The 22,657-nt window shown below is 67.5% G+C and carries 23 protein-coding genes; all 23 read left to right on the top strand.

Features of this window, described 5'->3' with window-relative positions; all coding sequences use genetic code 11:
- Positions 1-14 precede the first annotated feature (14 nt).
- The 23 genes from ING98_12890 to ING98_13000 all read left to right on the top strand — a co-directional run bounded on the left by ING98_12890 (position 15) and on the right by ING98_13000 (position 22,655).
- Positions 15-617 carry a hypothetical protein gene (locus ING98_12890; GenBank protein ID MCA3102764.1) on the top strand — a complete coding sequence of 201 codons (603 nt, stop codon included), beginning with the start codon at positions 15-17 and terminating at the stop codon, positions 615-617.
- Positions 524-1,174, top strand: a complete 651-nt coding sequence (locus tag ING98_12895) for a DUF1643 domain-containing protein (protein MCA3102765.1) — start codon at positions 524-526, stop codon at positions 1,172-1,174. Before ING98_12890 ends, ING98_12895 begins: the two co-directional genes overlap by 94 nt.
- Positions 1,164-2,210: an SAM-dependent methyltransferase gene (locus ING98_12900; protein MCA3102766.1), complete on the top strand. Its 1,047-nt coding sequence runs from the start codon at positions 1,164-1,166 to the stop codon at positions 2,208-2,210. The genes ING98_12895 and ING98_12900 overlap by 11 nt, the downstream gene beginning before the upstream one ends.
- A complete protein-coding gene (locus ING98_12905) occupies positions 2,210-3,127 on the top strand; it encodes a class I SAM-dependent methyltransferase (GenBank protein MCA3102767.1) in 918 nt (305 codons plus the stop codon). The genes ING98_12900 and ING98_12905 overlap by 1 nt, the downstream gene beginning before the upstream one ends.
- Positions 3,128-3,147: 20 nt before the next feature.
- The gene (locus tag ING98_12910; protein MCA3102768.1) at positions 3,148-4,107 is read left to right on the top strand and encodes a class I SAM-dependent methyltransferase; all 960 of its coding nucleotides are present in this window, start codon (positions 3,148-3,150) and stop codon (positions 4,105-4,107) included.
- On the top strand, positions 4,108-5,040 hold the full coding sequence (locus ING98_12915; GenBank protein ID MCA3102769.1) for a methyltransferase domain-containing protein: 933 nt from the start codon (positions 4,108-4,110) through the stop codon (positions 5,038-5,040).
- Between the two features lie 161 nt (positions 5,041-5,201).
- On the top strand, positions 5,202-6,194 hold the full coding sequence (locus ING98_12920; GenBank protein MCA3102770.1) for a class I SAM-dependent methyltransferase: 993 nt from the start codon (positions 5,202-5,204) through the stop codon (positions 6,192-6,194).
- A 14-nt stretch (positions 6,195-6,208) separates the two neighbouring features.
- On the top strand, positions 6,209-7,120 hold the full coding sequence (locus ING98_12925) for a hypothetical protein (protein ID MCA3102771.1): 912 nt from the start codon (positions 6,209-6,211) through the stop codon (positions 7,118-7,120).
- A gap of 51 nt (positions 7,121-7,171) precedes the next feature.
- Positions 7,172-8,071, top strand: a complete 900-nt coding sequence (locus ING98_12930) for a methyltransferase domain-containing protein (GenBank protein ID MCA3102772.1) — start codon at positions 7,172-7,174, stop codon at positions 8,069-8,071.
- Between the two features lie 68 nt (positions 8,072-8,139).
- Complete coding sequence (locus ING98_12935) at positions 8,140-9,066, top strand: methyltransferase domain-containing protein (protein MCA3102773.1); 927 nt, start codon at positions 8,140-8,142, stop codon at positions 9,064-9,066.
- 2 nt (positions 9,067-9,068) lie between these two features.
- The gene (locus tag ING98_12940; GenBank protein MCA3102774.1) at positions 9,069-10,034 is read left to right on the top strand and encodes a methyltransferase domain-containing protein; all 966 of its coding nucleotides are present in this window, start codon (positions 9,069-9,071) and stop codon (positions 10,032-10,034) included.
- Complete coding sequence (locus tag ING98_12945) at positions 10,031-11,026, top strand: class I SAM-dependent methyltransferase (protein MCA3102775.1); 996 nt, start codon at positions 10,031-10,033, stop codon at positions 11,024-11,026. Before ING98_12940 ends, ING98_12945 begins: the two co-directional genes overlap by 4 nt.
- Before the next feature lie 203 nt (positions 11,027-11,229).
- Positions 11,230-12,189: a tripartite tricarboxylate transporter substrate binding protein gene (locus ING98_12950; GenBank protein ID MCA3102776.1), complete on the top strand. Its 960-nt coding sequence runs from the start codon at positions 11,230-11,232 to the stop codon at positions 12,187-12,189.
- Positions 12,190-12,235: 46 nt separating this feature from the next.
- Positions 12,236-12,544 carry a hypothetical protein gene (locus ING98_12955; GenBank protein ID MCA3102777.1) on the top strand — a complete coding sequence of 103 codons (309 nt, stop codon included), beginning with the start codon at positions 12,236-12,238 and terminating at the stop codon, positions 12,542-12,544.
- A gap of 357 nt (positions 12,545-12,901) precedes the next feature.
- Positions 12,902-13,168 (top strand): DUF4212 domain-containing protein, encoded by a 267-nt coding sequence (locus tag ING98_12960; GenBank protein ID MCA3102778.1) that lies wholly within the window; start codon positions 12,902-12,904, stop codon positions 13,166-13,168.
- The gene (locus ING98_12965) at positions 13,165-15,237 is read left to right on the top strand and encodes a cation acetate symporter (GenBank protein MCA3102779.1); all 2,073 of its coding nucleotides are present in this window, start codon (positions 13,165-13,167) and stop codon (positions 15,235-15,237) included. Before ING98_12960 ends, ING98_12965 begins: the two co-directional genes overlap by 4 nt.
- A 204-nt stretch (positions 15,238-15,441) precedes the next feature.
- Positions 15,442-16,431 carry an SAM-dependent methyltransferase gene (locus ING98_12970; GenBank protein MCA3102780.1) on the top strand — a complete coding sequence of 330 codons (990 nt, stop codon included), beginning with the start codon at positions 15,442-15,444 and terminating at the stop codon, positions 16,429-16,431.
- A gap of 64 nt (positions 16,432-16,495) precedes the next feature.
- A complete protein-coding gene (locus tag ING98_12975; GenBank protein MCA3102781.1) occupies positions 16,496-17,380 on the top strand; it encodes a class I SAM-dependent methyltransferase in 885 nt (294 codons plus the stop codon).
- Between the two features lie 56 nt (positions 17,381-17,436).
- Entirely contained in the window at positions 17,437-18,297 is an 861-nt protein-coding gene (locus ING98_12980; GenBank protein ID MCA3102782.1) for a class I SAM-dependent methyltransferase, read from the top strand.
- Between the two features lie 108 nt (positions 18,298-18,405).
- Entirely contained in the window at positions 18,406-19,767 is a 1,362-nt protein-coding gene (locus ING98_12985; protein MCA3102783.1) for an APC family permease, read from the top strand.
- A 35-nt stretch (positions 19,768-19,802) separates the two neighbouring features.
- On the top strand, positions 19,803-20,693 hold the full coding sequence (locus ING98_12990) for a fumarylacetoacetate hydrolase family protein (protein MCA3102784.1): 891 nt from the start codon (positions 19,803-19,805) through the stop codon (positions 20,691-20,693).
- Positions 20,694-20,721: 28 nt separating this feature from the next.
- Entirely contained in the window at positions 20,722-21,564 is an 843-nt protein-coding gene (locus tag ING98_12995; GenBank protein MCA3102785.1) for a TauD/TfdA family dioxygenase, read from the top strand.
- Between the two features lie 62 nt (positions 21,565-21,626).
- A complete protein-coding gene (locus ING98_13000; GenBank protein ID MCA3102786.1) occupies positions 21,627-22,655 on the top strand; it encodes a tripartite tricarboxylate transporter substrate binding protein in 1,029 nt (342 codons plus the stop codon).
- Positions 22,656-22,657: the final 2 nt, after the last annotated feature.

Raw genomic sequence — 22,657 nt, forward strand, 5'->3', positions numbered from 1 at the left:
TGCTGGCCGGCTGCATGCTGATCGAAGAGCCGAAGTCGCCGATGACCTTCTTCATCACCAGCGTCGATTCGGGCAAGGGCGCCGATTTCGGTGGTCTCGCCGGTGCCGATGCGCTGTGCCAGAGGCTCGCCGAAGAGGCCGGCGCCGGTGGCCGCCGCACCTGGCGCGCCTACCTCAGCACGCAGGCCACGCCGGATGCGCCAGCAGTGAACGCGCGCGACCGGATCGGCCGCGGTCCGTGGGTCAACGCGAAGGGCGTGGTCATCGCCTCCAGCGTCGCCGAACTGCACGGCAACAACAACCTGAACCTGCAGACCGCGCTGACCGACAAGGGCGTTACGCTGAACGGGCGCAGCGACAAGCCGAACATGCATGACATCCTCACCGGGTCGCAGGCCGACGGCACCGCTTTCCCGGCGGGTGACGACCGTACCTGCGGCAACTGGACGCGCAGCGCCGCCGGCTCTGCCATGGTCGGTCACCACGACCGCGTCGGGCTCAGGGATGACGAGGCGTCGCGCTCATGGAACGCTTCGCATCCGTCCAAGGCGTGCAGCATCGAGGCGCTGCGCAGTACCGGCGGCGACGGGCGGCTGTACTGCTTCGCGGCAAACTGAGCGAGGCGCCGGTCCACGGCCGCGCACCACCCCGGAAGAGCGGGGCGGGCGCGATCGTGCGCGTGCGTGTTTCCGCCGGCGCGACCTTCTCGCGCGACCGGCTGTACCGATACCGGCTGTGGCGCCACTGGGACCTGTCCCGCGCGCCGCTGCTGATGATCATGCTCAATCCGTCGACGGCCGACGAGGAGCGCAACGACCCTACGGTCGAACGTTGCGAGCGTCGCGCGCGTGCGAGCGGTTTCGGCGGCCTGCTGGTGGCGAACATCTTCGCGCTGCGCAGCACCGATCCGAAAGCCCTGTACGCACATCCGTCCCCGGTCGGGCCGCGCAACGATGCGGCGATCCTGGCGATGGCTGGCGAGGCGGGGCAGGTGGTCTGCGCCTGGGGCGTGCACGGGGCCCTGTCCGACCGCGGGCAGCGCGTGGCCTCGCGCCTCGGCCGCGAGGGCATACGCCTGGGCGTACTCGGGCTGACCCGGGAAGGGCATCCGCGCCATCCGCTCTACATGGCCAGCGCGACGGCGATCGCGCCCTGGGAGGGCTATGTTCGCTGACGAACGCCTGCTCGCCGGCCCGTCCGGGCCGGAACGATCGGTCGAAGGCGCCATGCTAGACTTCGCGCCTTCGCAACGTCTGTCCTCGCCCACACGGTTGATGCCGCCGAATCCCCGCCGTCGCTCGCTGCTCGCCGCGCTGTCGGCCACTGTCGGCAGCACGCTCGCGTTGCCGTCCGGCAGTGCCCGCGCTCAACTGAAGCTCGACGTTCCGTTTGCGCCGACCAATTTCACCCTGATCGACACGATGTTGCGTGTGGCGAACGTGGTGCCCGGCGACTTCGTGATCGATCTCGGGTCGGGCGACGGACGCATCAACATCGCGGCGGCGCGCGAGTGGGGCGCGCCCGGCATCGGGTACGAGATCGATCCCGCGCTGGTGCGAGAGAGCATCGAACTGGCCAGGGTCGCCGGCGTCTCCGGGCAGGTGCAGTTCACCGAGCAGAACCTGTTCGACGCAGATCTGTCGAGGGCGACCGTCGTCACGCTCTACCTCGGGGTAAAGGTCAACCTGCGCGTGCGTCCGAAGCTGCTGTCCGAACTGCGACCCGGCACGCGCATCGTATCGCACGACTTCGACCTCGGCGACTGGAAGCCTGACCTGCACATCCGCCTGCGCGACTACGGCAGCCAGGTATTCTTCTGGTGGGTCCCCGCGCGCATCGCGGGTATCTGGACGGCCCGGCTGGACCTGCCCGGCATCGGGCCGCGTGACCACGAGATCGTGCTGCGCCAGCGCTTCCAGGACATCGATGCCGAAGTGAAGGCCGATGGTGCGAAGGTCGGCCTGCGCGACATCCGGCTCGCCGGCGACCGCCTCACCTTCATCATGATGGAAGAGGTGAACCGGCAGTTCACCTTCCGCCGTTTCTTCGGGCGCGTGGTGCGTGGTCCGGGCTCGACCGGCAACACCATCGAAGGCTACTTCCGCACCGAGACCGAAGGCCGGCGCAGCGAGTCGCCGTTCCGGATGACCCGTGCCACGGTCGTCGAGCCCGGGCCGGAAGGCGCCTGGACTTACGTCCGCGGCAGCTGATGAAGCGCGTGCGCATGCGCAGGCGCGGGATGCTGGCGCTGGCCTCGGGGCTCGGCGGTGCCGGGCTGGGACTCGGCGCGATGCCGCTGCTGGCACAGTCCCCGGCTGCCACGAAGCCGCTCGACCGTAACGGCGGTCCGTATGTGCCGACGCCCTGGCCGGTGGTCGACCAGATGATCCGCACCGCAACCATCGGCGCGCAAGACCTGGTGATGGACCTCGGCTGCGGCGATGGCCGGCTGGTGATCGCCGCGGCGAAACGCCACGGTGCCCGCGGCTATGGCGTGGACATCGACGGCGAGCTGGTCCGCCTCGCCAACGACACCGCGGCCCGCGAGGGCGTCGGCCACCTGGTGCGATTCGAGGAGCGCAACATCTTCGACACCGACGTGCGCGAGGCGACGGTACTCACGCTGTACCTGCTGCCGTGGATGATGATGAAGCTGCGCCCGCGTTTCCTTTCAGACCTGCGGCCGGGCACGCGTATCGTCGCGCACGACTATCATTTCGAGGACTGGCGCGCCGCGAGCGAATTCACCTTTGACGTGCCGGAGAAGGTCGCGATCACCGGCATACCGACCACGACGGTCTACCTGTTCCTGGTTCCGGCGCGCGTCGAGGGCCGCTGGGCGGTCGAGGCCCCCGGGGTCGCAGCCCTGGATCGCGGCGAACTCGTACTGCGCAAGACGCTGAATGATTTCGAGGGCACGATCGGACTCGGCGGGCGCGTGCCGCGCCGGCTGGACGCGACCTCGCTCAGGGGACTCGACCTGCGCTTCGCCCTCCCGGTCGATGGCCCGGGTGGCCGGCCCGGCCGGGCCATCGTGCGCGCGCGGGTCGATGGCGACCGCATGGAAGGTACGATCGAATCGACGCTCTCGGCGACGACGCGGTTTGCCGCATCGAGGCTCAAATGAAGGTTCCCGGAGGTACATCGATGGATTCGAAACGTTCGTCGCACGCGTCGCGGCAACTGCTGCCTGCCGACCCGCTGCGCCGGCGGATGCTCGGCGTTGCCGCAGCTGCCGGTGCGGGCGCGCTGGCATCGGCGCCGCTGCTGCGGGCGCAGACCGGAGCCGGGGACGTGGTCTACGTACCCACGCCGCAGGTGGTGGTCAACCGGATGATGTCGATGGCGCGCGTCGGTCCCGCCGACTTCGTGATCGACCTGGGTTCGGGCGACGGACGCCAGCTGATCACGGCGGTGGCGAAGTTCGGCGCCAGGGGCGGCCGCGGCTACGACCTCGACGACGAACTGCTGCGCCAGGCGAACGACAACGCGAAGAAGCAGGGCGTCGCCGAGCGGGTCACCTTCGAGAAGCGGAACATGTTCGAGACCGACGTCAGCGCGGCGAGCGTCATCACGCTGTACCTGCTGCCGGACCTGAACCTGAGGCTGCGGCCGAAACTCCTGGCCGAACTGCGCCCCGGTTCCCGCATCGTCTCGCACGACTACAACATGGGCGACTGGCGGGCGGAAGAGGCGGTCACGATGCAGGTTCCCGAGAAGCAGGTCGGCAATCCGGGGGTCAGCTACGTCTATCTGTGGATCGTGCCAGCCAACGTCTCCGGCACCTGGCAGTGGAAGCTGCCTGGCGGCCAGCCGGTCGAGATGTCGGTGCGCCAGCGGTTGCAGGAGATCGAGGTACGCGGCACCGCCGGCGGCAAGCCGGTCAACGTGACGCTGGCCACCGTGCGCGGAGAGGACCTGCGCATCACCGCCATGGTCGACATCAACGGACGAACGCTGCGGCACGACTTCACGGGCAAGGTACGGGGCGATACGGTCGAGGGCATGCTGCGCCTGTTCGACAAGGTCGAGTCGAGCGTGCCCTGGGCCGCCTCGCGCACCGGTGGCAAGGTGGTGTCGATCGATCCGTCGGCAGGGGTGCGCTAGATGGCGACCGGCCTTCCCGACCTCGGGCGCCGCCGCATCGCCGTGGCGTGCGCTGGCGGCTGGCTCGCCATGCCCGCGCTGCCGCTGGTGCTCGCGGGGCGCGCGGCGTGGGCCCAGGACGACAAGCCGTTCTCGCCGTTCATCACCACCCCGACCAACACGGTGATGCGCATGCTGTCGATCGCCTCCGTAGGCAAGGACGACCATGTGATCGATCTCGGGTCCGGCGACGGCCGCATCCCGATCACCGCCGCCCTGAAGTTCGGTGCCAGCGGTGCCGGCGTCGACCTCGATGCGAGGCTGGTCGAACTGTCGAACCGCAATGCCGCCGAGGCCGGCGTCGCCGCGCGGGTGCGTTTCGAGCGCGGCGACGTGTTCGCAGCCGATGTGCGCAAGGCGACAGTCGTTACGCTCTACATGCTGCCACCGATCATCCAGGGCCTGCGTCCGGTGCTGCTGCGCCAGTTGCGCCCCGGCAGTCGCATCGTCAGCCACGACTTTCCGTTCGAGGGCTGGCGGGCCGATGCCACCGAAACGTTCTTCGCGCCGGAAAAGAACAACGGGCGCGGCGGCGACAGCACGGTTTTCCTGTACGTGGTGCCGGCCGAAATCCATGGCCGCTGGGCGCTGACGCTGACCGGAACGTCACCCGAGGACCTGCCCCAGGGTCCGCTCGAACTGCGTTTGCTGCAGGTCAACCAGATCCTCGATGCCGAAGTGAGCGTGGGGCGCGAGATCCTGGAGGCACGCGATGCCCGGCTCGCCGGTGATCGACTGCGCTTTGCCACGGTATTGCCGGTCCGCGCCGGCGGACCACCGGCAATGCCCTGGCAGTTCGAAGGCCGGGTAGAAGGTGAAACGATGTCCGGGGTGGCGCGCAACCACCGCGGCGCGGAAGTCCGCTGGCAGGCCCGGAGGACCGCGAGGCGGTGACTCGGGGGCGGGCAGCAGGCCGCAAGGCCGATCGAATCCGTTCGACGCGCTGACATTCGGCGCCGTTGCAGGCAAACTGCGCTCCGCGATTCTCCGCACCTGGCGTGCGGGACAGTTCGCGCATCGAAAAGACCATACGCGCCACGGGAACCGGACCGGAAATGCCACACCAGCTGTGCAACGACCAAGCGAGGGCGGGGGGCGCAACGGCAGTGGCCGATCGAATCCCCCGCGTGCCGCGCGGCGCTGCAGGGCTGGCCGCCGCGGCCCTGCTGTTGCTCGGCCTGGTCGCCGCCCCGCTGTCGGCAGTTGCGCAGGAGCGCTTCTCGCTGTATGTCCCGAGCCCGCAGAGCGTGGCCGAGGCGATGGCGAAGATGGCCGGCGTCGGCAAGTCGGACGTCGTGGTCGACCTCGGGTCCGGAGACGGTCGTATCGTCACCACTGCCGCCCGGTTGCACGGCGCGCGCGGATTCGGGGTCGACATCAACCCGGAACTGGTGGACCTCGCCGCGTCGATCGCGAAGAAGTCGGGCGTGAGCGACCGGGTCACCTTCATTCAGCAGAATGTGTTCGATGCCGACCTGCGCAAGGCGACGGTCGTCAACCTGTACCTGTTCCCCGAACTGATGCGGATGCTGCGCCCGAAACTGCTGAACGAACTGCAGCCGGGAACGCGCATCGTCAGCCATGACTTCAATTTCGGCACCTGGGATCCGGACGAGCAGATCAGCTTCTTCGCGCCGGACAAGTTCGGCGGTGCCGGCGCGGAGGCGCGGATCAGCCTGTGGATCGTGCCTGCGAAGATCCACGGCTACTGGAACTGGTCCCTGCCGGTCGGCGGCCAGCCTGTGAATTACGCATCGATCGTCGAGCAGCGCTTCCAGGTGGGCGAAGGCATCGTCCGCGTGGGCAATCGGCGCGGCCTGTTCACCGACCTCAGGCTGCGTGGTGACCAGGTGTCGTTCGGCCTGCGCATCACGATCGATCCCGGAGTGCTGGTGACGCACGAGTTCCGCGGCACGGTGAAGGGCGATGCCATCGAGGGTACGGTGCGAGTCACCCCGGATGGCGGCAAGGCCGTCACTTTGCCCTGGCGCGCGGCCCGTACCAGCAGCACGACCTATTTCCAGCCCACCGGGCTGGCGGCGAAGTGAACCACGGAGGCTACATGGGCTTTGACATCCTGCGGCGCGCCCGCGCCATCCTGATTGCCGGGCTTCTGCTGCCGGCCGTTGCCGCCGCGCAGGAACAGTGGTCGTTTCCTGCCGGCAGCAGCCCGTTCATCATCGACCGCATGGTCAAGGTCGCCGCCCTGCGCGACGGCGACGTGGTGGTCGACCTCGGCTCGTTCGACGGGCGCATCGTGCTCGCGGCGGTACGCAGCAACCCGAAGGTGCGCGGCTGGGGTGTCGACATCGAAGCGAGCCTGGTGGCGGCCGCCAACGAGACGGCGAAGAAGGAAGGCCTGTCCGACCGCGCGCAGTTCTTCCATCGCAATGCGTTCGACGTCGACCTGCGCGAGGTCACGGTGATCAACATGTGGCTCTTCCGCAGCCTGACGCAGTTGCTGCGGCCGAAGATCCTCGCCGAAGCGCGGCCCGGTACCCGGGTGATCGTCAACGGCGCGCTGATCGACAACGGCAACATGATGGGCAACTGGCAACCCGACCGCGTCGACCGCGGCGACGGCAGCCAGAGCCCGATCCTCGTGTGGGTCGTGCCTGCCCGTGTCGAGGGTGCGTGGTCGTGGCAACTGCCGCTCGGCGGCGAGGCACGCCCGTACGACCTGCTGCTCAGCCAGCAGTTCCAGATGATCGAAGGGCATGCACGCGTCGGCAACCGCCGCGAGTCGGTCAGCGACGCGCGGCTGCAGGGTGCCGACATCTCGTTCGCGATGGAGATCACGGTCGAAGGCGTCGGGCGCACGCGCCATGCGTTCTCCGGCAAGGTCGAGGGCGACGAGATCCGGGGCACGGTCACCGTGACCCCGGCCGAGGGCAAGCCGCAGCAGCTGCCCTGGGTTGCACGCCGCGGTACGGCCGCGTCCTGGTTCAGGACCACTGGCGTCAACATCAAGTAAGCCATCTCACGCAATGCACGTTTCCGACCGATCGAGTAACCGAGGATGAAGATGACCACCCATTCCCTGACTGGCCCAGGGCTGCGTACGCTGCTCGCCGCTTCGATACTTTTCCTGTGCAGCGGCGCTGCCGTCGCGCAGGAACGCTTCTCGCTGTTCGTCCCCAGTGCCCAGCCGACGGTCGAACGCCTGGTCAAGCTGGCGCGCATCCAGGAAAACGACGTCGTGGTCGACCTCGGTTCGGGTGACGGGCGCATCGTGCTCACCGCGGCGCGCGACAACCCGAAGGTGCGCGGCTGGGGCGTCGACATCAACGAGAACCTGGTGCGCCAGTCGAACGAGGCGGCGAAGAAGCAGGGCGTGTCCGACCGCGTCCAGTTCTTCCACCGCAACGTGTTCGACGCCGACATCCGCGATGTCACCGTGATCAACATGTGGCTGTTCCCGGAACTGATGCGCCTGCTGCGCCCGAAGATCCTCGCCGAGGCGCGGCCGGGTACGCGCGTGCTGACCCACCTGTTCGACATGGGTTCGTGGCAAGCCGACGAGTGGGACAAGGAAGCAGGCTCCGCGGTCGGCCTGTGGATCGTGCCGGCGAAGGTCGAGGGCAACTGGTCCTGGCAGTACACGCTGAACGGCATCCCGTTCAGCCATGATGCGATCCTCGAGCAGCGTTTCCAGATGGCCGAGGGGGTGACCCGGGCCGGCAACCGCCGCGGCGTGCTGCAGAACGTGAAGCTCAGGGGCGAGGACTTCTCGTTCTCGCTCGAGATGACGCTCGACGGCGTTGGCCTCACGCGCCACGATTTCGCCGGCAAGGTGAGCGGTGACCAGATCAAGGGCACGGTGAAGATCGGCATGCCCGACGGCAAGAACGTCGAACTGCCGTGGACTGCACGGCGCACGGTGACGACCGCGTATTTCCGTCCGACGGGGGTCGAGACGAAGTAATCATGCGCCTGCGGACCGGGGGGCCGGGCCGCAGGCGTCCACAGGCAACAGGGACAGGGAGAACACAGATGGAACAGCAGTCGCGTCGCACGTTCATCGCCGGGGCCACGGCCGCAGCCGGGATGCTCGCCGGTGCATTCGGTCCGATCCGGGCCGCACTGGCGCAGGAGTATGCAACGCCGTTCGGGCCGAGCAGCCAGGACGCGGTGAACCGCATGATCAAGCTTGCGGCGCTGAAGGACGGCGACGTGGTCGCCGACCTCGGCTCGGGTAACGGCCAGATCATCATCGCGGCCGCGAAGAGCAACCCGAAGGTGCGCGGCTGGGGCGTCGATCTGCAGGAATGGCTGGTCAAGACCGCCACGGAAGAGGCGGCAAAGCAGGGCGTGTCCGACCGTGCCCAGTTCAGCCAGCGCAACGCGTTCGACGTCGACCTGAGCCAGGTGAACGTGATCAACATGTGGCTGTTCGCCAACCTGACCCGGTTGCTGCAGCCGAAGATCCTCGCCGAGGCCAGGCCGGGCACGCGCGTCATCGTCAACGGCCAGCTGATCGGCACCGACAACATCCTCGGTCTGTGGCAGCCGGACGTGATCGACCGCGAAGGTTCCAGCCCGATCATGCTCTGGATCGTACCGGCGCGCGTGGCGGGTTACTGGACATGGGACCTGCCGCTCAACGGTGCCACCCAGACCTACGACGCGATCATGAACCAGGCGTTCCAGAATGCCGAGGGCTTCGCCCGCGTCGGCAACCGGCGCGAGAGCCTGACCGACGTCAAGCTGCGCGGCGAAGACCTTTCGTTCGTATTCGACATGACGCTCACCGGCGTGGGCCGCACGAAGCACGAGTTCTCCGGCAAGGTGAACGGCGACACCATCAAGGGTTCGGTGAAGGTGGCGATCCCCGAGGGCAAGCCGGTCGAGCTGCCGTGGACGGCACGGCGGGTCGCGAAGAGCGGCTGGTTCCGTCCGACCGGCATAGACCTCAAGTGAGCATGCGCCGCGAACCGACGCCAGTCGGTATCCCCGGAGACCGGCCCGGAGCGGCCATCGGTCCTGCCGACGCTGTGCTGCCATCGCGGCAACGCCGGGCCTGCCTGTCGCTGCTGGCCGGCGCCGCGCTGCTGCCCGGCGCCGCGCGCGCACAGGAGCGTTTCTCACTTTTCGTCGGCAGCCCGCAGTTCACCGTCGACCGCATGATCCGGATGGCGCAACTGCGCGACGACGACGTGGTGGTCGACCTCGGCTCGGGCGATGGCCGCATCGTGCTCACTGCATTGAAGGCGAACCCGAAGGTGCGTGGCTGGGGCGTGGACATCAACCCGGAGCTGGTGGCCGAGGCGACTGCGAATGCGCGCGAGCAGGGCCTCGACGGTCGTGCGCAGTTCTTCCACCGCAACGTGTTCGATGCCGACATCGGGCAGGCGACGGTGATCACCATGTGGCTGTTCCCGGAGTTGATGCGGCTGCTCAGGCCGAAGCTGCTGGCCGAGGCGCGGCCGGGTACCCGGCTGGTGTCCAACGGCTTCGAGATGCCCGGCTGGGAGCCCGACTTCACCGACACCGAAGGTGGCCGGGTACTGGTCTGGATCGTCCCGGCTCGTGTCCAGGGATACTGGAACTGGGAGCTCCCGGTCACCGGCAGCGCGCAGCGCTACGATGCCCTGCTCGAGCAGCGTTTCCAGGTGGCGGAGGGCATCTGCCGCGTCGGCGATCGGCGCGGCGTATGCACCGACGTCAAGCTGCGCGGTGAAGACCTGTCGTTCGCCATGGAGATCACCCTCGACAAGGTCGGGCTCACCCGCCAGGAGTTTTCCGGCAAGGTGCGCGGGGACCGCATCGACGGCAGCGTCAAGGTCGTCTACCGTGACGACCCCGACTACAAGGCCGTCACCTATCCGTGGCGCGCGGTGCGCACGCCCGCCACGGCCTACTTCCGCCCCACCGGACTGGTGAAATGAAATCCTCCGACACCGCTTTCCGAATGGCCCTGCTGACGATGTCCGGGGCGGCAGTTCCGGCCGTAACCCGACGCTCGGTGCTGCAGGCATGTGCTGCGGGTGCCGCTGGCATCGTGCTGTCCCCGGCCGCACACGCGCAGGCAGTCGCCCGCGATGCAGTGGTGATCCGGTCGGACTCTTCGCCTTATGTGCCTACACCGCAGAAAGTGGTCGACGAGATGCTGCGCATGGGACGTCTTGGCGCAAAGGACTTCATCGTCGACCTCGGGTCGGGGGATGGGCGGATCATCATCACCGCAGCGCAGCGGATGGGTGTGCGCGGCTTCGGCGTCGACCTCGATGCAGAACTGGTGCGTTACGCCAATGCGGGTGCGAAGCAGGCAGGCGTGTCCGATCGGGTCGAGTTCTTCCAGCGCGACATCTTCAAGACCGACCTGTCCGGAGCGGACGTGGTCACGATGTACCTGCTGCCGGAAGTGAACATGATGGCGCGGCCGAAGCTGCTCGCCGAACTGCGGCCGGGTGCGCGTGTGGTCACGCACGATTATCACTTCGAGGACTGGCTCCCCGACGACCGGATCACGCTCGACGTGCCGGAGAAGAAGGTCGGTACGCCTGGGCTCGCCTATGTGTACATGTGGATCGTGCCGGGGCAGGGCGCAGGCCGCTGGCAGGGCAGGATGCCGGTCGCGGGCGGGCAGACGCTGCCGGTCGAGCTCGACCTCGAACAGCGGTTCCAGATCCTGACCGGGACGGTCAGCCTCGGCGGTCGCCCCGCGAAGCTGGTGTTCGCCGAGATGATCGGCAACGACCTCAGCGTGATCTTCAGCGCGGAGGTCGGTGGCCGCCAGGTTCGCCATGAAATCCGCGCTCCGATGCGTGGCGATGAAGCGGCCGGCACCGTACGGGCTGGCCACGAGACGCCGCCGCCAGTGCTTCCGGGGCAGGCAGTCCTTTCCCGGACCGTGAAGCGGAAGGCCTATCTCGGCTGAGCGATCGTCGTGAAGTGAAGTAAACTGACGGTTTGCTGATGTCGGCGGCCGCGCAACCGGATCACAGAGTCCTGGCGTGCTTCACGACACGACTGCACCGGCGTGCCAGTCCGGCCGGCTGCGTGAATCCACAAGAGGAGCAGTTGATGACCCACGATACGTACCGGGCCCCGGCCTGCCTTTCACCCGCGGCCCTGCTGTCGATGTCCGCAGTGGCGATCGCCGTGCTGTCTGCTTTGCCTGCCGCCGCGCAGGCGCAGGCCTATCCTGCCAAGCCGATCCGCATGATCGTACCGTTCCCGCCCGGCGGCAACACCGACATCATCGCGCGCGGTGTCGCCAACCGGATGCAGGAACTGCTCGGCCAGACCTTCGTGATCGAGAACCGGGGCGGGGCTGGCAGCACGATCGGCACCGAGGTGCTGGCGCGTTCGCCGGCCGATGGCTACGTGGTCGGTTTCGTGTCCTCTGCGCATGTGTTCAATGCTGCGATCCTGCCCAAGCTGCCGTACGACAGCATCAAGGACTTCACCATGCTGGGCGTGGCCGCCGACGTGCCGACGCTGGTGGTCGCGCATCCGTCGCTGCCGGTGAAGAACGTGCGCGAGCTGGCCGCGCTGGCGCGCAAGAATCCGGGCAAGCTGAACTATGCGTCCTCCGGTTCGGGTACGGTCGGGCACCTTGCGATGGAACTGCTGACCTCGATGAACGGCGGCAGTTACGTGCACGTGCCGTACAAGGGCTCGGGCCAGGCGATCACCGACGTGGTCGGTGGCTACGTGATCCTGATGGCTGCGTCGATGCCGGTGTTCGTGTCGCATGTGAAGGCAGGCAAGCTGAAGCCGCTCGGGGTGACCAGCGTGAAGCGCTCCCCGGCGCTGCCCGACGTGCCGACCATCGCCGAACAGGGGTTCCCCGGCTACGAGGTGTCGTCCGGGTTCGGCATGATCGCCCCGGCCAACATCCCGGCGAACGTGGTCAAGGTCGTCAACTCGGCGCTGGTCAAGGCGCTGCAGGACCCGGGCGTGCGCGAGCGGCTGTCCAGCCAGGGCGCCGAGCCGGTCGGTTCCACGCCGGAGCAGCACGACCAGCTGGTGCGCAGCGAGATCGCGCGCTGGACGAAGATCGTCAAGCAGGTCGGCATCAAGGTCGACGGCAGCTGACGGTGATGGCGGGCTATCGTGGCAGCAGGAGCGGCCATTGAGTTCACTGGCGCTCTGGTACGACGTGGTCGTCGTGCTGAAGGCGGTCGCCGAGATCGCCGGGCTCGCGCTGCTCGGGCAGGGCCTGCTGGCGTTGCTGGCCGGTCCGTCCCGGGAAACGAACGTCTTCTACCGGGTGCTGGCGGTGATGACTTCGCCGGTGCGGGCGGCGACCCGCTTCATCGCGCCGCGCTTCGTCGTCGACCAGCACATCGGGCTGGCGGCGTTTGCGCTCGTGCTGATGGCCTGGATCCTCCTCTACGTGGCGAAGGTCTACCTCGTGCTGCGCGTGGCAAGCGAGACCCTTTCGCCCTGACCGTCGTCAGCGGGAGAGGTCGCCTCTGGCCGCATTGCCGCGGCCTGCGAACGCAAGGCCTGTCGTGCATCGGTCAGTTTCCTGCGAAAAGATTCAACGTGGGTCTTGGCATGGCTGCCGGTACTGGGTACCCTGTGTCATCTGATCGATAAAAAGCCTGCCAAGCCGCGCCAGACGGACGAAGCAGGGACGGGCAGCGCGCCTGTGGCGCGCCAGCAGCTGAGGACATTGGAATGGTGCCGCGCCTGAAGGGTGCGGTGCATGACAGTGACATGCGCGATCGACCGCAGGACGCGACCGATCGCACGTGCGAGCAGCCTGCGACGGCTGCGGTTCGCCAACTGGAGGGGGGAATACATGCAGCTCACCCAGCGTCATGAGGAATACTGGAGCCGGAACCTCAGGATCACCGCGATCCTGTTGTCGATCTGGTTCGTCGTCACCTTCGTTGCGAGCTTCTTCGCGCGCGAACTGAACGAGATCGTCATCTTCGGCTTTCCGCTCGGCTTCTACATGGGCGCGCAGGGGGCGCTGATCGTCTACGTGGCGATCATCGGCTACTACGCCTGGTACATGAACCGGCTCGACAAAGAGTACGGCGTAGCTGAAGGAGACGATGAATGAGTGCCGTTCCCTTTTCGCAGAAGACCTTCACCCAGCAGCTGACGAAGTACTACACATTCTACACCGGGGGCTTCTTCGTCTTCCTGGTCGGGGTCGCGATACTCGAATACATGGGCGTCCCGAACAAGACGCTGGGCTACCTGTTCCTGCTGGCGACCATCGGCCTGTATGCCGGCATCGGCATCATGAGCCGCACCACCGACCTGTCCGAGTATTACGTCGCCGGACGCCGCGTGCCAGCGGTGTTCAACGGGATGGCCACCGGCTCAGACTGGATGTCGGCCGCGTCGTTCATCGGCATGGCTGGCGGCCTCTACCTGCAGGGCTACGACGGGCTGGCGTTCATCATGGGATGGACTGGCGGCTACGTGCTGGTCGCGCTGTTCCTGGCACCCTACCTGCGCAAGTTCGGCCAGTTCACCATCCCCGACTTCCTCGGCGAACGCTACGGCGGCAACATCGTGCGCACGATCGGGGTGTTCGCCGCGATCCTCGCCTCGTTCGTCTACGTCGTCGCGCAGATCTATGGCGTCGGGCTGATCACCGCGCGCTTTACCGGGCTCGAGTTCGGCGTCGGCGTGTTCGTCGGCCTGCTGGGCATCCTGGTGTGTTCGTTCCTCGGCGGCATGCGGGCAGTGACCTGGACCCAGGTGGCGCAGTACATCATCCTGATCGTCGCCTACATGATTCCGGTGATGATGCTGGCGTACAAGCACACCGGCATCCCGGTGCCGCAGGCGGTCTACGGCACGGTGCTAGAGAAAGTGACCGAGCGCGAGAAGGTTCTGACCGCCGATCCGAAGGAACTCGAGGTGCGCGGTATCTTCCGCGAGCGCGCCGCCGCGCTCGATGCGCAGATCAAGGGCTTGCCCGCCTCCTGGGAGAAGGGACGCGCCGACCTCGCGCAGAAGGTGTCCGACCTGAAGGCATCCAATGCGCCCGCCGAGGCGGTCGCGGCCGCCGAGAAGGCCCTCGCTGGCTACCCGGCGAGCGCGGATGCCGCGCGTACCGCGTGGACCGCGGCACGCAACGCGAACACCGCACGTGCGGCACCGCCGCGTCCGCACGCGACACCGTTCCCGGGCGCCACCGAAGCTGCACGCGACACCGCGCGCATCAATTTCCTGGCGCTGGTGTTCTGCCTGATGGTGGGTACTGCAGCGCTGCCGCACATCCTGATGCGCTACTACACCACGCCGTCGGTGAAGGAGGCCCGGCGCTCGGTGTTCTGGTCGCTGTTCTTCATCTTCCTGCTCTACTTCACCGCGCCGGCGCTGGCGGTGCTGGCCAAGTTCGATATCTACACGCTGCTGGTCGGTGACAGTTTCTCCGACCTGCCAGCCTGGGTAGCGGCCTGGAGCAAGGTCGATCCGAAGCTGCTGTCGGTGGTCGACGTCAACATGGACGGCATCGTTCAGTTGGCCGAGATCACCCTCGGGCAGGACGTGATCGTGCTGGCCACGCCTGAGATTGTCGGCCTGCCGTACGTGATCTCTGGCCTGGTCGCGGCGGGTGGCCTCGCGGCGGCGCTGTCCACTGCGGACGGCCTGCTGCTGACCATCGCCAACGCGCTCTCGCACGACGTCTACTACAAGATGGTCAACCCGAGCGCCACGACCCAGAAGCGACTGGTGATGGCCAAGGCGTTGCTGCTGGTGGTGGCGATCGTCGCGGCATACGTGACTTCGCTCAACCCCGGGGACATCCTGTTCCTGGTCGGTGCGGCGTTCTCGCTGGCTGCGTCTGCGTTCTTCCCTGCGCTCGTTCTGGGCGTATTCTGGAAGCGTGCGAACAAGGCCGGTGCCATCGCCGGCATGCTGACTGGCCTGGCCGTCTGCATGTACTACCAGATCTCGACCTATCCGTTCTTCACCGCGATGACCGGCTACAAGATCGACCTCTGGTTCGGCATCGCGCCGATCTCCGCGGGCATCTTCGGCATGCCAGCCGGCATGCTGACGCTGATCGTCGTGTCGCTGCTCACCGCGCCGCCTGGCCGCTCGGTGCAGGAGATGGTGGAGAACGTGCGCTACCCGGTGCTCGGCAACGAGGCGAAGCAGGGCGCCTGACTACCGACGTAATCCTGCCTGACCGGCAACAGGAGAAGCCCGCTTCGGCGGGCTTTTTCCGTTGTGGCGGGCGCTTTTGCCACTGGCGTGCGCTCGTCATACACTCGGCACTGTTGCACGGCAGCGATCGGATGCCGGATGCATCGTTGCGCGGGCGAGCGGACGGCGGACATGGCGGGAATGCAGGCAGACGGAGTGGGAAGGATGGCACCTTGCCCCGGCACGCGCCGAAAGGCGCCCGCCGCGATCGCCGCGGCAACTGCTTGCGCCGGCATGCTCTGGCTGGCACCTTCTCCAGTCCCGGTCGGTCGTGCCCTGGCGCAGCCGGTCGAGGCTGCGCCGGTCGCCGGCGCGCCCTATGTTCCCACGCCGTGGCCGGTGGTCAGGGTGATGCTCGAACTGGCGCGGGTCGGCGATACCGATTTCGTGGTCGACCTCGGATCTGGAGATGGTCGCGTGGTTATCGAAGCGGCGCGCAGTCGCGGGGCGCGCGGACTGGGCGTCGAGATCGAACCGGACCTGGTACGGTCGAGCAACGACGAGGCACGGCAGCTCGGCCTGTCTGCCCGGGTGGCCTTCGAGCGGCGCGACCTGTTCGAGACCGATCTGTCCCAGGCGACCGTGGTGACGCTCTACCTGCTGCCCAGGCTGCTGATGGAACTGCAGCCGCGGCTCGCCCGCCTGCGGCCGGGCACGCGCATCGTGTCGCACGACTTCCGGCTGGGCGACTGGAAACCCGATGCCACGATCAAGGTGGACGTGCCAGACCGTGCGTTCGGGCCGCCGTTCAGCACGGTCTACCTCTGGGTGGTCCCGGCCTACGTACAAGGCGCCTGGGAGGGCAGCGTCGCCGAGCGTGGACGCAGCGAGCGTTTCCGCGCCGAGCTGCGCCAGGATTACCAGTCTCTGTCCGGCACCCTGCGCGTAGGGGCGCGCAGCGGCCCGCTCGACCGGGCGGCGATTGCGGGCGACAAGGTCACGTTCGGCGCACGTATCGATGGCCCGGGCGGTCCGGTGCGGCATTCGTTCGACGGCCGTTCGGTGGCTGGCGAACTCGTGGGCCAGTGGACCGTGGAGGCGGCCGGTCGACCGACAGGCCCGTCGGCCGCAGCGGCCGCGCCAGCCTTCGCCACGACCGTCGCCATCACCGCGAGGCGTGCCGAACCGTTGGCCGTGCCTGCGCGCCGCCCGTGAAGCGCCCGACGATCGCATTTCTCCCCCGATGACTCTGCACCCGAGGACCTTCCGAACCATGGACATGCACGCAACAGGACCAGGCCTTACTGCGCGCCGTCGCATCCTGCAGGCGCTGCTCGCCGGTACAGGCGCGGTCGCCCTGCCGGCGCTGGCGCAGCCGATGGACCGGCCGCTCGACGTGCCGTTCGTACCGACCAGCGACGAGACGGTCGATCGCATGCTGCGCATGGCCGGCGTCGGCCCCAAGGACTATCTGATCGACCTCGGTTCCGGCGATGGCCGGATCGTGATCAACGCGGCGAAGCAGTTCGGCGCGACCGGCTTCGGCGTAGAGCTGAACACCGAGCGCTGGAAGCTGTCGCTGCGCAATGCCGAGAAGGAGGGCGTGGCCGACCGGGTGGCGTTCTACCAGCGCGACCTGTTCGAGACCGACCTGTCGAAGGCGACGGTGCTGACGATGTACCTGCTGCCGACGGTCAATCTCAAGCTGCGGCCGCGCATCCTGTCCGAACTGCGGCCGGGGACGCGCGTCGTGTCGCACGACTTCGACATGGCCGAGTGGATGCCGGACGCACGCGCTGATCGCGGCTGGACGCGCATCTACCTGTGGATCGTGCCGGCGAAGGTCGACGGCGAATGGGCATGGCGGCAGCCGGTCGGGAAGGGCACGCCCGAGTTCACGATGGAACTGCGGCAGCAGTTCCAGATGATCAGCGGCCCGGTGAAGATCGACAACGACCCCTACTGGCTGATGGATGCGCGCCTGCGCGGCGAGGAGATCTCGTTCACCGTGATCGGCGACGCCGGTGGCCTGCGCATCCGCCATGAGTACAGCGGGCGGGTCGCGGGCAATGCGATCAAGGGCACGGTGCGCATGGTCAATGGCGACAACGCCGCACCGATGAGCGCGCCCTGGTCTGCGGTGCGCCTGCCGAAGAAGCCGTGACCGTTTTGCGGCGGCGGTTGCTCGGTGGCGCGGCGGCCAGCCTCGCCGGGACGGCGATGGCATCGGTGTCGGGCGCTGTGTCGCGCGCCTTGCTGCTGCCGGCAGTGCTGCCTGCGCTGCTGCCGACCCGTGCCATCGCGCAGCAGCGCTTCGACGTGCCGTACGTACCCACCCGCCAGTTGGTGGTCGACGAGATGCTGCGGCTGGCTGCCGTCGACGGCAATGACTTCCTGATCGACCTCGGGTCGGGCGACGGCCGTATCGTCGTGACGGCCGCGCGTGCATTCGGCATCCGTGGCATCGGCTTCGACATCGATCCGCAGCGGATCGCCGAGGCGCGCGTGAACGCCCGCACGGCAGGTGTGCAGAAACTGGTCGAGTTTCGCGAGGAGAACATCTTCGCCGCCGATTTCAGCAAGGCGACGGTGGTCACGATGTACCTGCTGACCGCGGTCAACCTGCGGTTGCGGCCGAAGCTGCTGGCCGAACTCAAGCCGGGCACCCGGGTGGTGTCGCACGACTTCCACATGGACGACTGGGAGCCCGACCGCCGGCTGGTCGTCGGCAAGACGCTCTACCTGTGGATCATCCCGGCCCGGGTCGAGGGTAAGTGGCGTGTCGATGCGGGCGACCGCCGGTTCGACCTGGCGCTGCGCCAGCGCTTCCAGAAGCTGGAAGGCTCGGCCACCATCGGCAGCCGCACGGCGCGGCTGTGGGAGGGGCGCCTCGACGGCGAGCGGATCGGCTTCACCCTGACCTACGTTCCCGGCGGCGACGCTTCGCCGATCGAGCACGACGATGCCGAACGCGCGCACCGCTTCGAAGGAAGGGTCGAAGGCGATACCATCGCTGGTCTGGTCACCGTCGGCATCGGGAAATCCCGGCGTCAGATGCCATTCACTGCGATGCGCGGCTGATCGCCGCGCATCGCCTGCACTCCACCCTGGAACCAGTCAACCCTCAAACCCACCCGGGCAGGGACCGCGGCCACCACCGCCCCACGACCCACAGAAGGAAGGAACGGCATGTCGCAAGGCTCGGCAGCACCCCGGCAGTCCCTGTCGGTTTTCGATGCCACCGCTCTGATGGTCGGCATGGTGATCGGCGTCGGCATCTTCGGCACGCCCTGGCTGGTCGCGCTCAACTCACCCGATGCCGGCTGGTACATCGCGCTCTGGGTGGTCGGCGGGCTGGTGTCGCTGCTCGGCGTGCTCTGCTATGCCGAACTGGCCGGTCGCTATCCGGATTCCGGCGGGGAGTACAACTTCCTCTCCCGCGCCTACGGCAAGGGGCTGGGCTTCCTGTTCGCGTGGGGGCGGCTGACAGTGATCCAGGCCGGCATCATCGCGGCGATCGGCTATCTGTTCGCGCAATACATGACACGCCTGTCGGCGTTCGACGGCTTCGGCTGGGCCAACTTCGGGGCACTGAGCGAGCCGCTGTGGGCGGCGATCCTGATCGTCGCGCTCTCGTTCATCAACTACCTCGGCACGAAACAGAGTACGTGGCTGCAGAACGTGCTGACCGTCACGCTGGTCTGCGCGTTTGCGGTGATCATCGTGCTCGGTTTGACGGTGACGCCGACGGGTCCGATCCCGGCCCTGTCCAAACCATTCGACCCGGCCAATGCCGCGGTCGGCTTTGCCTTCGTCTTCGTGATGCTCACCTACGGTGGCTGGAACGAGACGGTGTACCTGTCCGGGGAACTGAAGGACCCGAAGCGCAACATGGTGCGCGTGTTCCTGATGGGGCTGGCGGTGGTGACGGTGATCTACCTGCTGCTCAACCTGGCTTACCTCAACGTGCTGGGCATCGACGGCATCCGCGCCAGCCGCGCGGTCGGCACCGACATGATGAAGGCTGTCGCCGGCGCCACCGGCGCGGTGATCATCACGATCGTCATCCTGACCGAGATCGGCACCACGCTCAACGCGACGATCTTCACCGGTGCGCGCACGAACTACGCGCTCGGGCGTGACTTCCGCATCTTCTCGTTCATGGGCCGCTGGAACGAAGGCCGCAATACGCCGGCCAATGCACTTCTGGTGCAGACAGTGCTTGCGCTGGCGCTGGTGGTGTTCGGCGCCATCCAGAAGGATGGCTTCAAGGTGCTGGTCGAGTACACCGCACCGGTGTTCTGGACCTTCATGCTGCTCAACGGCATCGCACTGTTCATCTTCCGCGCCCGCGAAGGCAAGCCGGTGAACTCGTACGCGGTGCACTTCTACCCGGTGGTGCCTGTCCTGTTCTGCGTGTTCTGCGCGTACATGCTTTGGTCGGGCATCAACTACGCGAAGTTCAACGGCCTGATCGCGGTCGGCGTGCTGCTGGCCGGCATCCCGGTCTACCTGTGGGCGCGCGCGGCGAACGAACGCGCGCCAGCCTGACCGGCCTGCGGACGAATATCGACAAGGAGAGCTTCATGAAACTGGTGACTTTTTCCGACGCCGCCGGCATCCGTATCGGTGTGCTCGACGATGCACGCGAGTCGATCACCGACCTGTCCGTGGCGGCGCCGTCGCTGCCGCGCGAGATGGGTGCGTTCATCGCAGCCGGTGCACCAGCCCTCGATGCTGCGCGCAACGCTGTCGCCTCGGGCAGCGGCCGTATCGCGCTCGACCGTGTGCGCCTGCTCGCGCCGATTCCGCGCCCGGCAAAGAACATCCTGTGCGTGGGCAAGAACTACCACGAGCATGCAAAGGAATTCCACCAGTCGGGCTTCGACGCCAGTGCCGGCAAGGATGCGATACCGGACGTGCCGATCATCTTCACCAAGTGGCCGAACTCGGTGACAGGGCCGGGCGATGCGATTCCCAGCGCCAACGACCCGACGAATTCGGTCGACTACGAGGGCGAGCTGACCGTCGTCATCGGCTCTGTCGCGCGCAACGTGAAAAAGGCCGATGCGTTCAGGCATGTGTACGGCTACACGATCATCAACGACGCCACCGCGCGTACCCTGCAGCACCGGCACAAACAGTGGTTCCTGGGCAAGAGCCTCGACGGCTTCTGCCCGATGGGCCCGTGCATCGTCACCGCCGACGAGGTGCCGGACGTGACGAAGCTGCAGTTGCAGACCCGGGTCAACGGTGAACTGCGCCAGGATGCGCCGGTGTCTGACCTGATCTTCGACATCCCGACGCTGATCGAGGAGATCTCGGGCCTGATGACGCTCGAGCCCGGTGACCTGATCGCCACCGGCACCTGCGCCGGGGTCGGCATCGGCTTCAATCCGCCGAAGTACCTCCAGGCGGGCGACGTGGTCGCGGTGACGATCGAGCCGATCGGCACGCTGACCAACCCGGTCGGCTGAACCTGGCTGCGGCAGCGAGGCCTTGGCGATGTGCGAGGGTGGCGGTCTCGAGGTGCGCCGCGTGGCCGGCGCCCTGGGCGCCGAGGTGCACGGCATCGACCTGTGCAGCGACCAGCCGCCCGAGGTCATTGCCGCGCTGCGCCGGACCTGGCTGGCGCATGGCGTGCTGTTCTTCCGTGACCAGCCGCTGTCGCCTGCGCAGTACCTCCGGCTGGCCGGCTGGTTCGGCCAGCCGGTCGACTATCCGTTCATCAAGGGGATCGACGGCTTCCCGATGATCACCCCGGTGGTCAAGCTGGAGCACGAGCGCAGCAACTTCGGCGGTATCTGGCATTCCGACACTACCTACCTCGAGCAGCCACCAATGGCCTCGATGCTGATCGCGCGCGAAGTGCCGCCGTTCGGCGGCGACACCCTGTTCGCCTGCCAGTACCGTGCCCTCGATGCGCTCTCGCCGGCGCTGCAGGCCACGCTGGCGACGCTGGCCGGCGTGTCGAGCTCGTCGAAGGCGGACGTGAGCCGCACGCGCGAGGATCGCATCCGCGATGGCGGCCGCGAAGACGCGCGGCGCGAGTATGTCGCCGAGCATCCCGTGGTGCGCACCCATCCGGAGACCGGGCGCCGCGCGCTGTATGTGAATGTCGCGCACACCGCGCGTTTCGCGGGCTGGACGGAGGCGGAGAGCGCGCCGCTGCTCGACTACCTGTTTGCGCACCAGGTCAGCCCGGAATTCACCTGCCGGTTCGCCTGGCAGCCCGGTTCGATCGCGATCTGGGACAATCGGTGCGTGCAGCACAATCCGGTCAACGATTACCACGGGTTCCGGCGCGTGATGCACCGGATCACCCTCGCCGGCGACCGTCCGCGCTGAATGTCGCGGGCTATGCCGTACAGCCCGGCCCAGGCGGACCCAGTCGGACCCAGGAGGATTCAATGCCCCGAGATCGAACGCAATATCGCCGGACCGTAGCTGCTGCCTGCCTGGCGGCTGCCATCGGCAGCGCGCCCCTGCCGTTGCTGGCGCAGGTGCCGGCGGCCGCACCTGCCGCGGCGCAGCCACAGGCGTGGCCGACACGTGCGATCCGGCTGGTGGTGCCGCAGACGCCAGGCGGTGCCTCCGACGCGCTGGCGCGCATCATCGGCCAGCAACTGGCCGATGGCTGGGGCCAGCAGGTACTCGTCGACAACCGTCCGGGTGCCGGCGGCAACATCGGCAACGATCTTGTCGCCAAGGCCACGCCGGACGGCTACACCTGGTTGCTCGGTTTCGTCGGCACCCATGCGATCAACCCGAGCCTGTACAAGGGGCTGACCTGGGATCCGCAGAAGAGCTTCACTCCGTTGGCCACGCTGGCCAGCGTACCGTTTGTCGTCGCCGTGCACGGTCCCCTGCCCGTGAAGAGTATCGGCGAACTGGTCGCACTCGCACGCGCGAAGCCCGGCGATGTGCGCTTCGGCTCGGCTGGCAACGGTACGGTCAATCACCTGCTGGGCCCGATGCTCGCGAGCGCGGGCAAGGTCCAGTTCACGCACATCCCCTACAAGGGTGCGGCCGGTGCGATCACCGACACCCTGTCCGGGCAGGTGCAGTTCACGTTCGCCAGCATGCCGTCGGTGATCGGCCACCTGAAGGCCGGGTCGCTGCGCGCGATCGCCGTCACCAGCGGGCGTCGGGCCGCGCTGCTCAAGGATGTGCCGACCATCGCGGAGTCCGGGTTCCCCGGGTTCGACGTCACGCCGTGGTTCGGCGTCCTCGGGCCGGCGGGCATGCCACCGTCGGTAGTCACGCGCATCAATGCCGACATCAATCGTCTGCTGGTATCGCGCGACATCGTCGAGCGGTTCGCGGCGCAGGGCGCGGAGCCTCTGGTGACCACGCCTGCACAGTTCGGCGCGATCATCGCGGCCGATGTCTCGCTCTGGAGCCGTATCGTCCGAGAAACGGGCGCGACGGTGGATTGACG

Source organism: Rhodocyclaceae bacterium, assembly GCA_020248265.1.
Taxonomy (GTDB): domain Bacteria; phylum Pseudomonadota; class Gammaproteobacteria; order Burkholderiales; family CAIKXV01; genus CAIKXV01.

Coding starts and splice junctions, on each gene's coding strand:
- ING98_12890 (MCA3102764.1), top strand. CDS start 15: ATGCTGATCGAAGAGCCGAAGTCGCCGATGACCTTCTTCATCACCAGC.
- ING98_12895 (MCA3102765.1), top strand. CDS start 524: ATGGAACGCTTCGCATCCGTCCAAGGCGTGCAGCATCGAGGCGCTGCG.
- ING98_12900 (MCA3102766.1), top strand. CDS start 1,164: ATGTTCGCTGACGAACGCCTGCTCGCCGGCCCGTCCGGGCCGGAACGA.
- ING98_12905 (MCA3102767.1), top strand. CDS start 2,210: ATGAAGCGCGTGCGCATGCGCAGGCGCGGGATGCTGGCGCTGGCCTCG.
- ING98_12910 (MCA3102768.1), top strand. CDS start 3,148: ATGGATTCGAAACGTTCGTCGCACGCGTCGCGGCAACTGCTGCCTGCC.
- ING98_12915 (MCA3102769.1), top strand. CDS start 4,108: ATGGCGACCGGCCTTCCCGACCTCGGGCGCCGCCGCATCGCCGTGGCG.
- ING98_12920 (MCA3102770.1), top strand. CDS start 5,202: ATGCCACACCAGCTGTGCAACGACCAAGCGAGGGCGGGGGGCGCAACG.
- ING98_12925 (MCA3102771.1), top strand. CDS start 6,209: ATGGGCTTTGACATCCTGCGGCGCGCCCGCGCCATCCTGATTGCCGGG.
- ING98_12930 (MCA3102772.1), top strand. CDS start 7,172: ATGACCACCCATTCCCTGACTGGCCCAGGGCTGCGTACGCTGCTCGCC.
- ING98_12935 (MCA3102773.1), top strand. CDS start 8,140: ATGGAACAGCAGTCGCGTCGCACGTTCATCGCCGGGGCCACGGCCGCA.
- ING98_12940 (MCA3102774.1), top strand. CDS start 9,069: ATGCGCCGCGAACCGACGCCAGTCGGTATCCCCGGAGACCGGCCCGGA.
- ING98_12945 (MCA3102775.1), top strand. CDS start 10,031: ATGAAATCCTCCGACACCGCTTTCCGAATGGCCCTGCTGACGATGTCC.
- ING98_12950 (MCA3102776.1), top strand. CDS start 11,230: ATGTCCGCAGTGGCGATCGCCGTGCTGTCTGCTTTGCCTGCCGCCGCG.
- ING98_12960 (MCA3102778.1), top strand. CDS start 12,902: ATGCAGCTCACCCAGCGTCATGAGGAATACTGGAGCCGGAACCTCAGG.
- ING98_12965 (MCA3102779.1), top strand. CDS start 13,165: ATGAGTGCCGTTCCCTTTTCGCAGAAGACCTTCACCCAGCAGCTGACG.
- ING98_12970 (MCA3102780.1), top strand. CDS start 15,442: ATGGCACCTTGCCCCGGCACGCGCCGAAAGGCGCCCGCCGCGATCGCC.
- ING98_12975 (MCA3102781.1), top strand. CDS start 16,496: ATGCACGCAACAGGACCAGGCCTTACTGCGCGCCGTCGCATCCTGCAG.
- ING98_12980 (MCA3102782.1), top strand. CDS start 17,437: ATGGCATCGGTGTCGGGCGCTGTGTCGCGCGCCTTGCTGCTGCCGGCA.
- ING98_12985 (MCA3102783.1), top strand. CDS start 18,406: ATGTCGCAAGGCTCGGCAGCACCCCGGCAGTCCCTGTCGGTTTTCGAT.
- ING98_12990 (MCA3102784.1), top strand. CDS start 19,803: ATGAAACTGGTGACTTTTTCCGACGCCGCCGGCATCCGTATCGGTGTG.
- ING98_12995 (MCA3102785.1), top strand. CDS start 20,722: ATGTGCGAGGGTGGCGGTCTCGAGGTGCGCCGCGTGGCCGGCGCCCTG.
- ING98_13000 (MCA3102786.1), top strand. CDS start 21,627: ATGCCCCGAGATCGAACGCAATATCGCCGGACCGTAGCTGCTGCCTGC.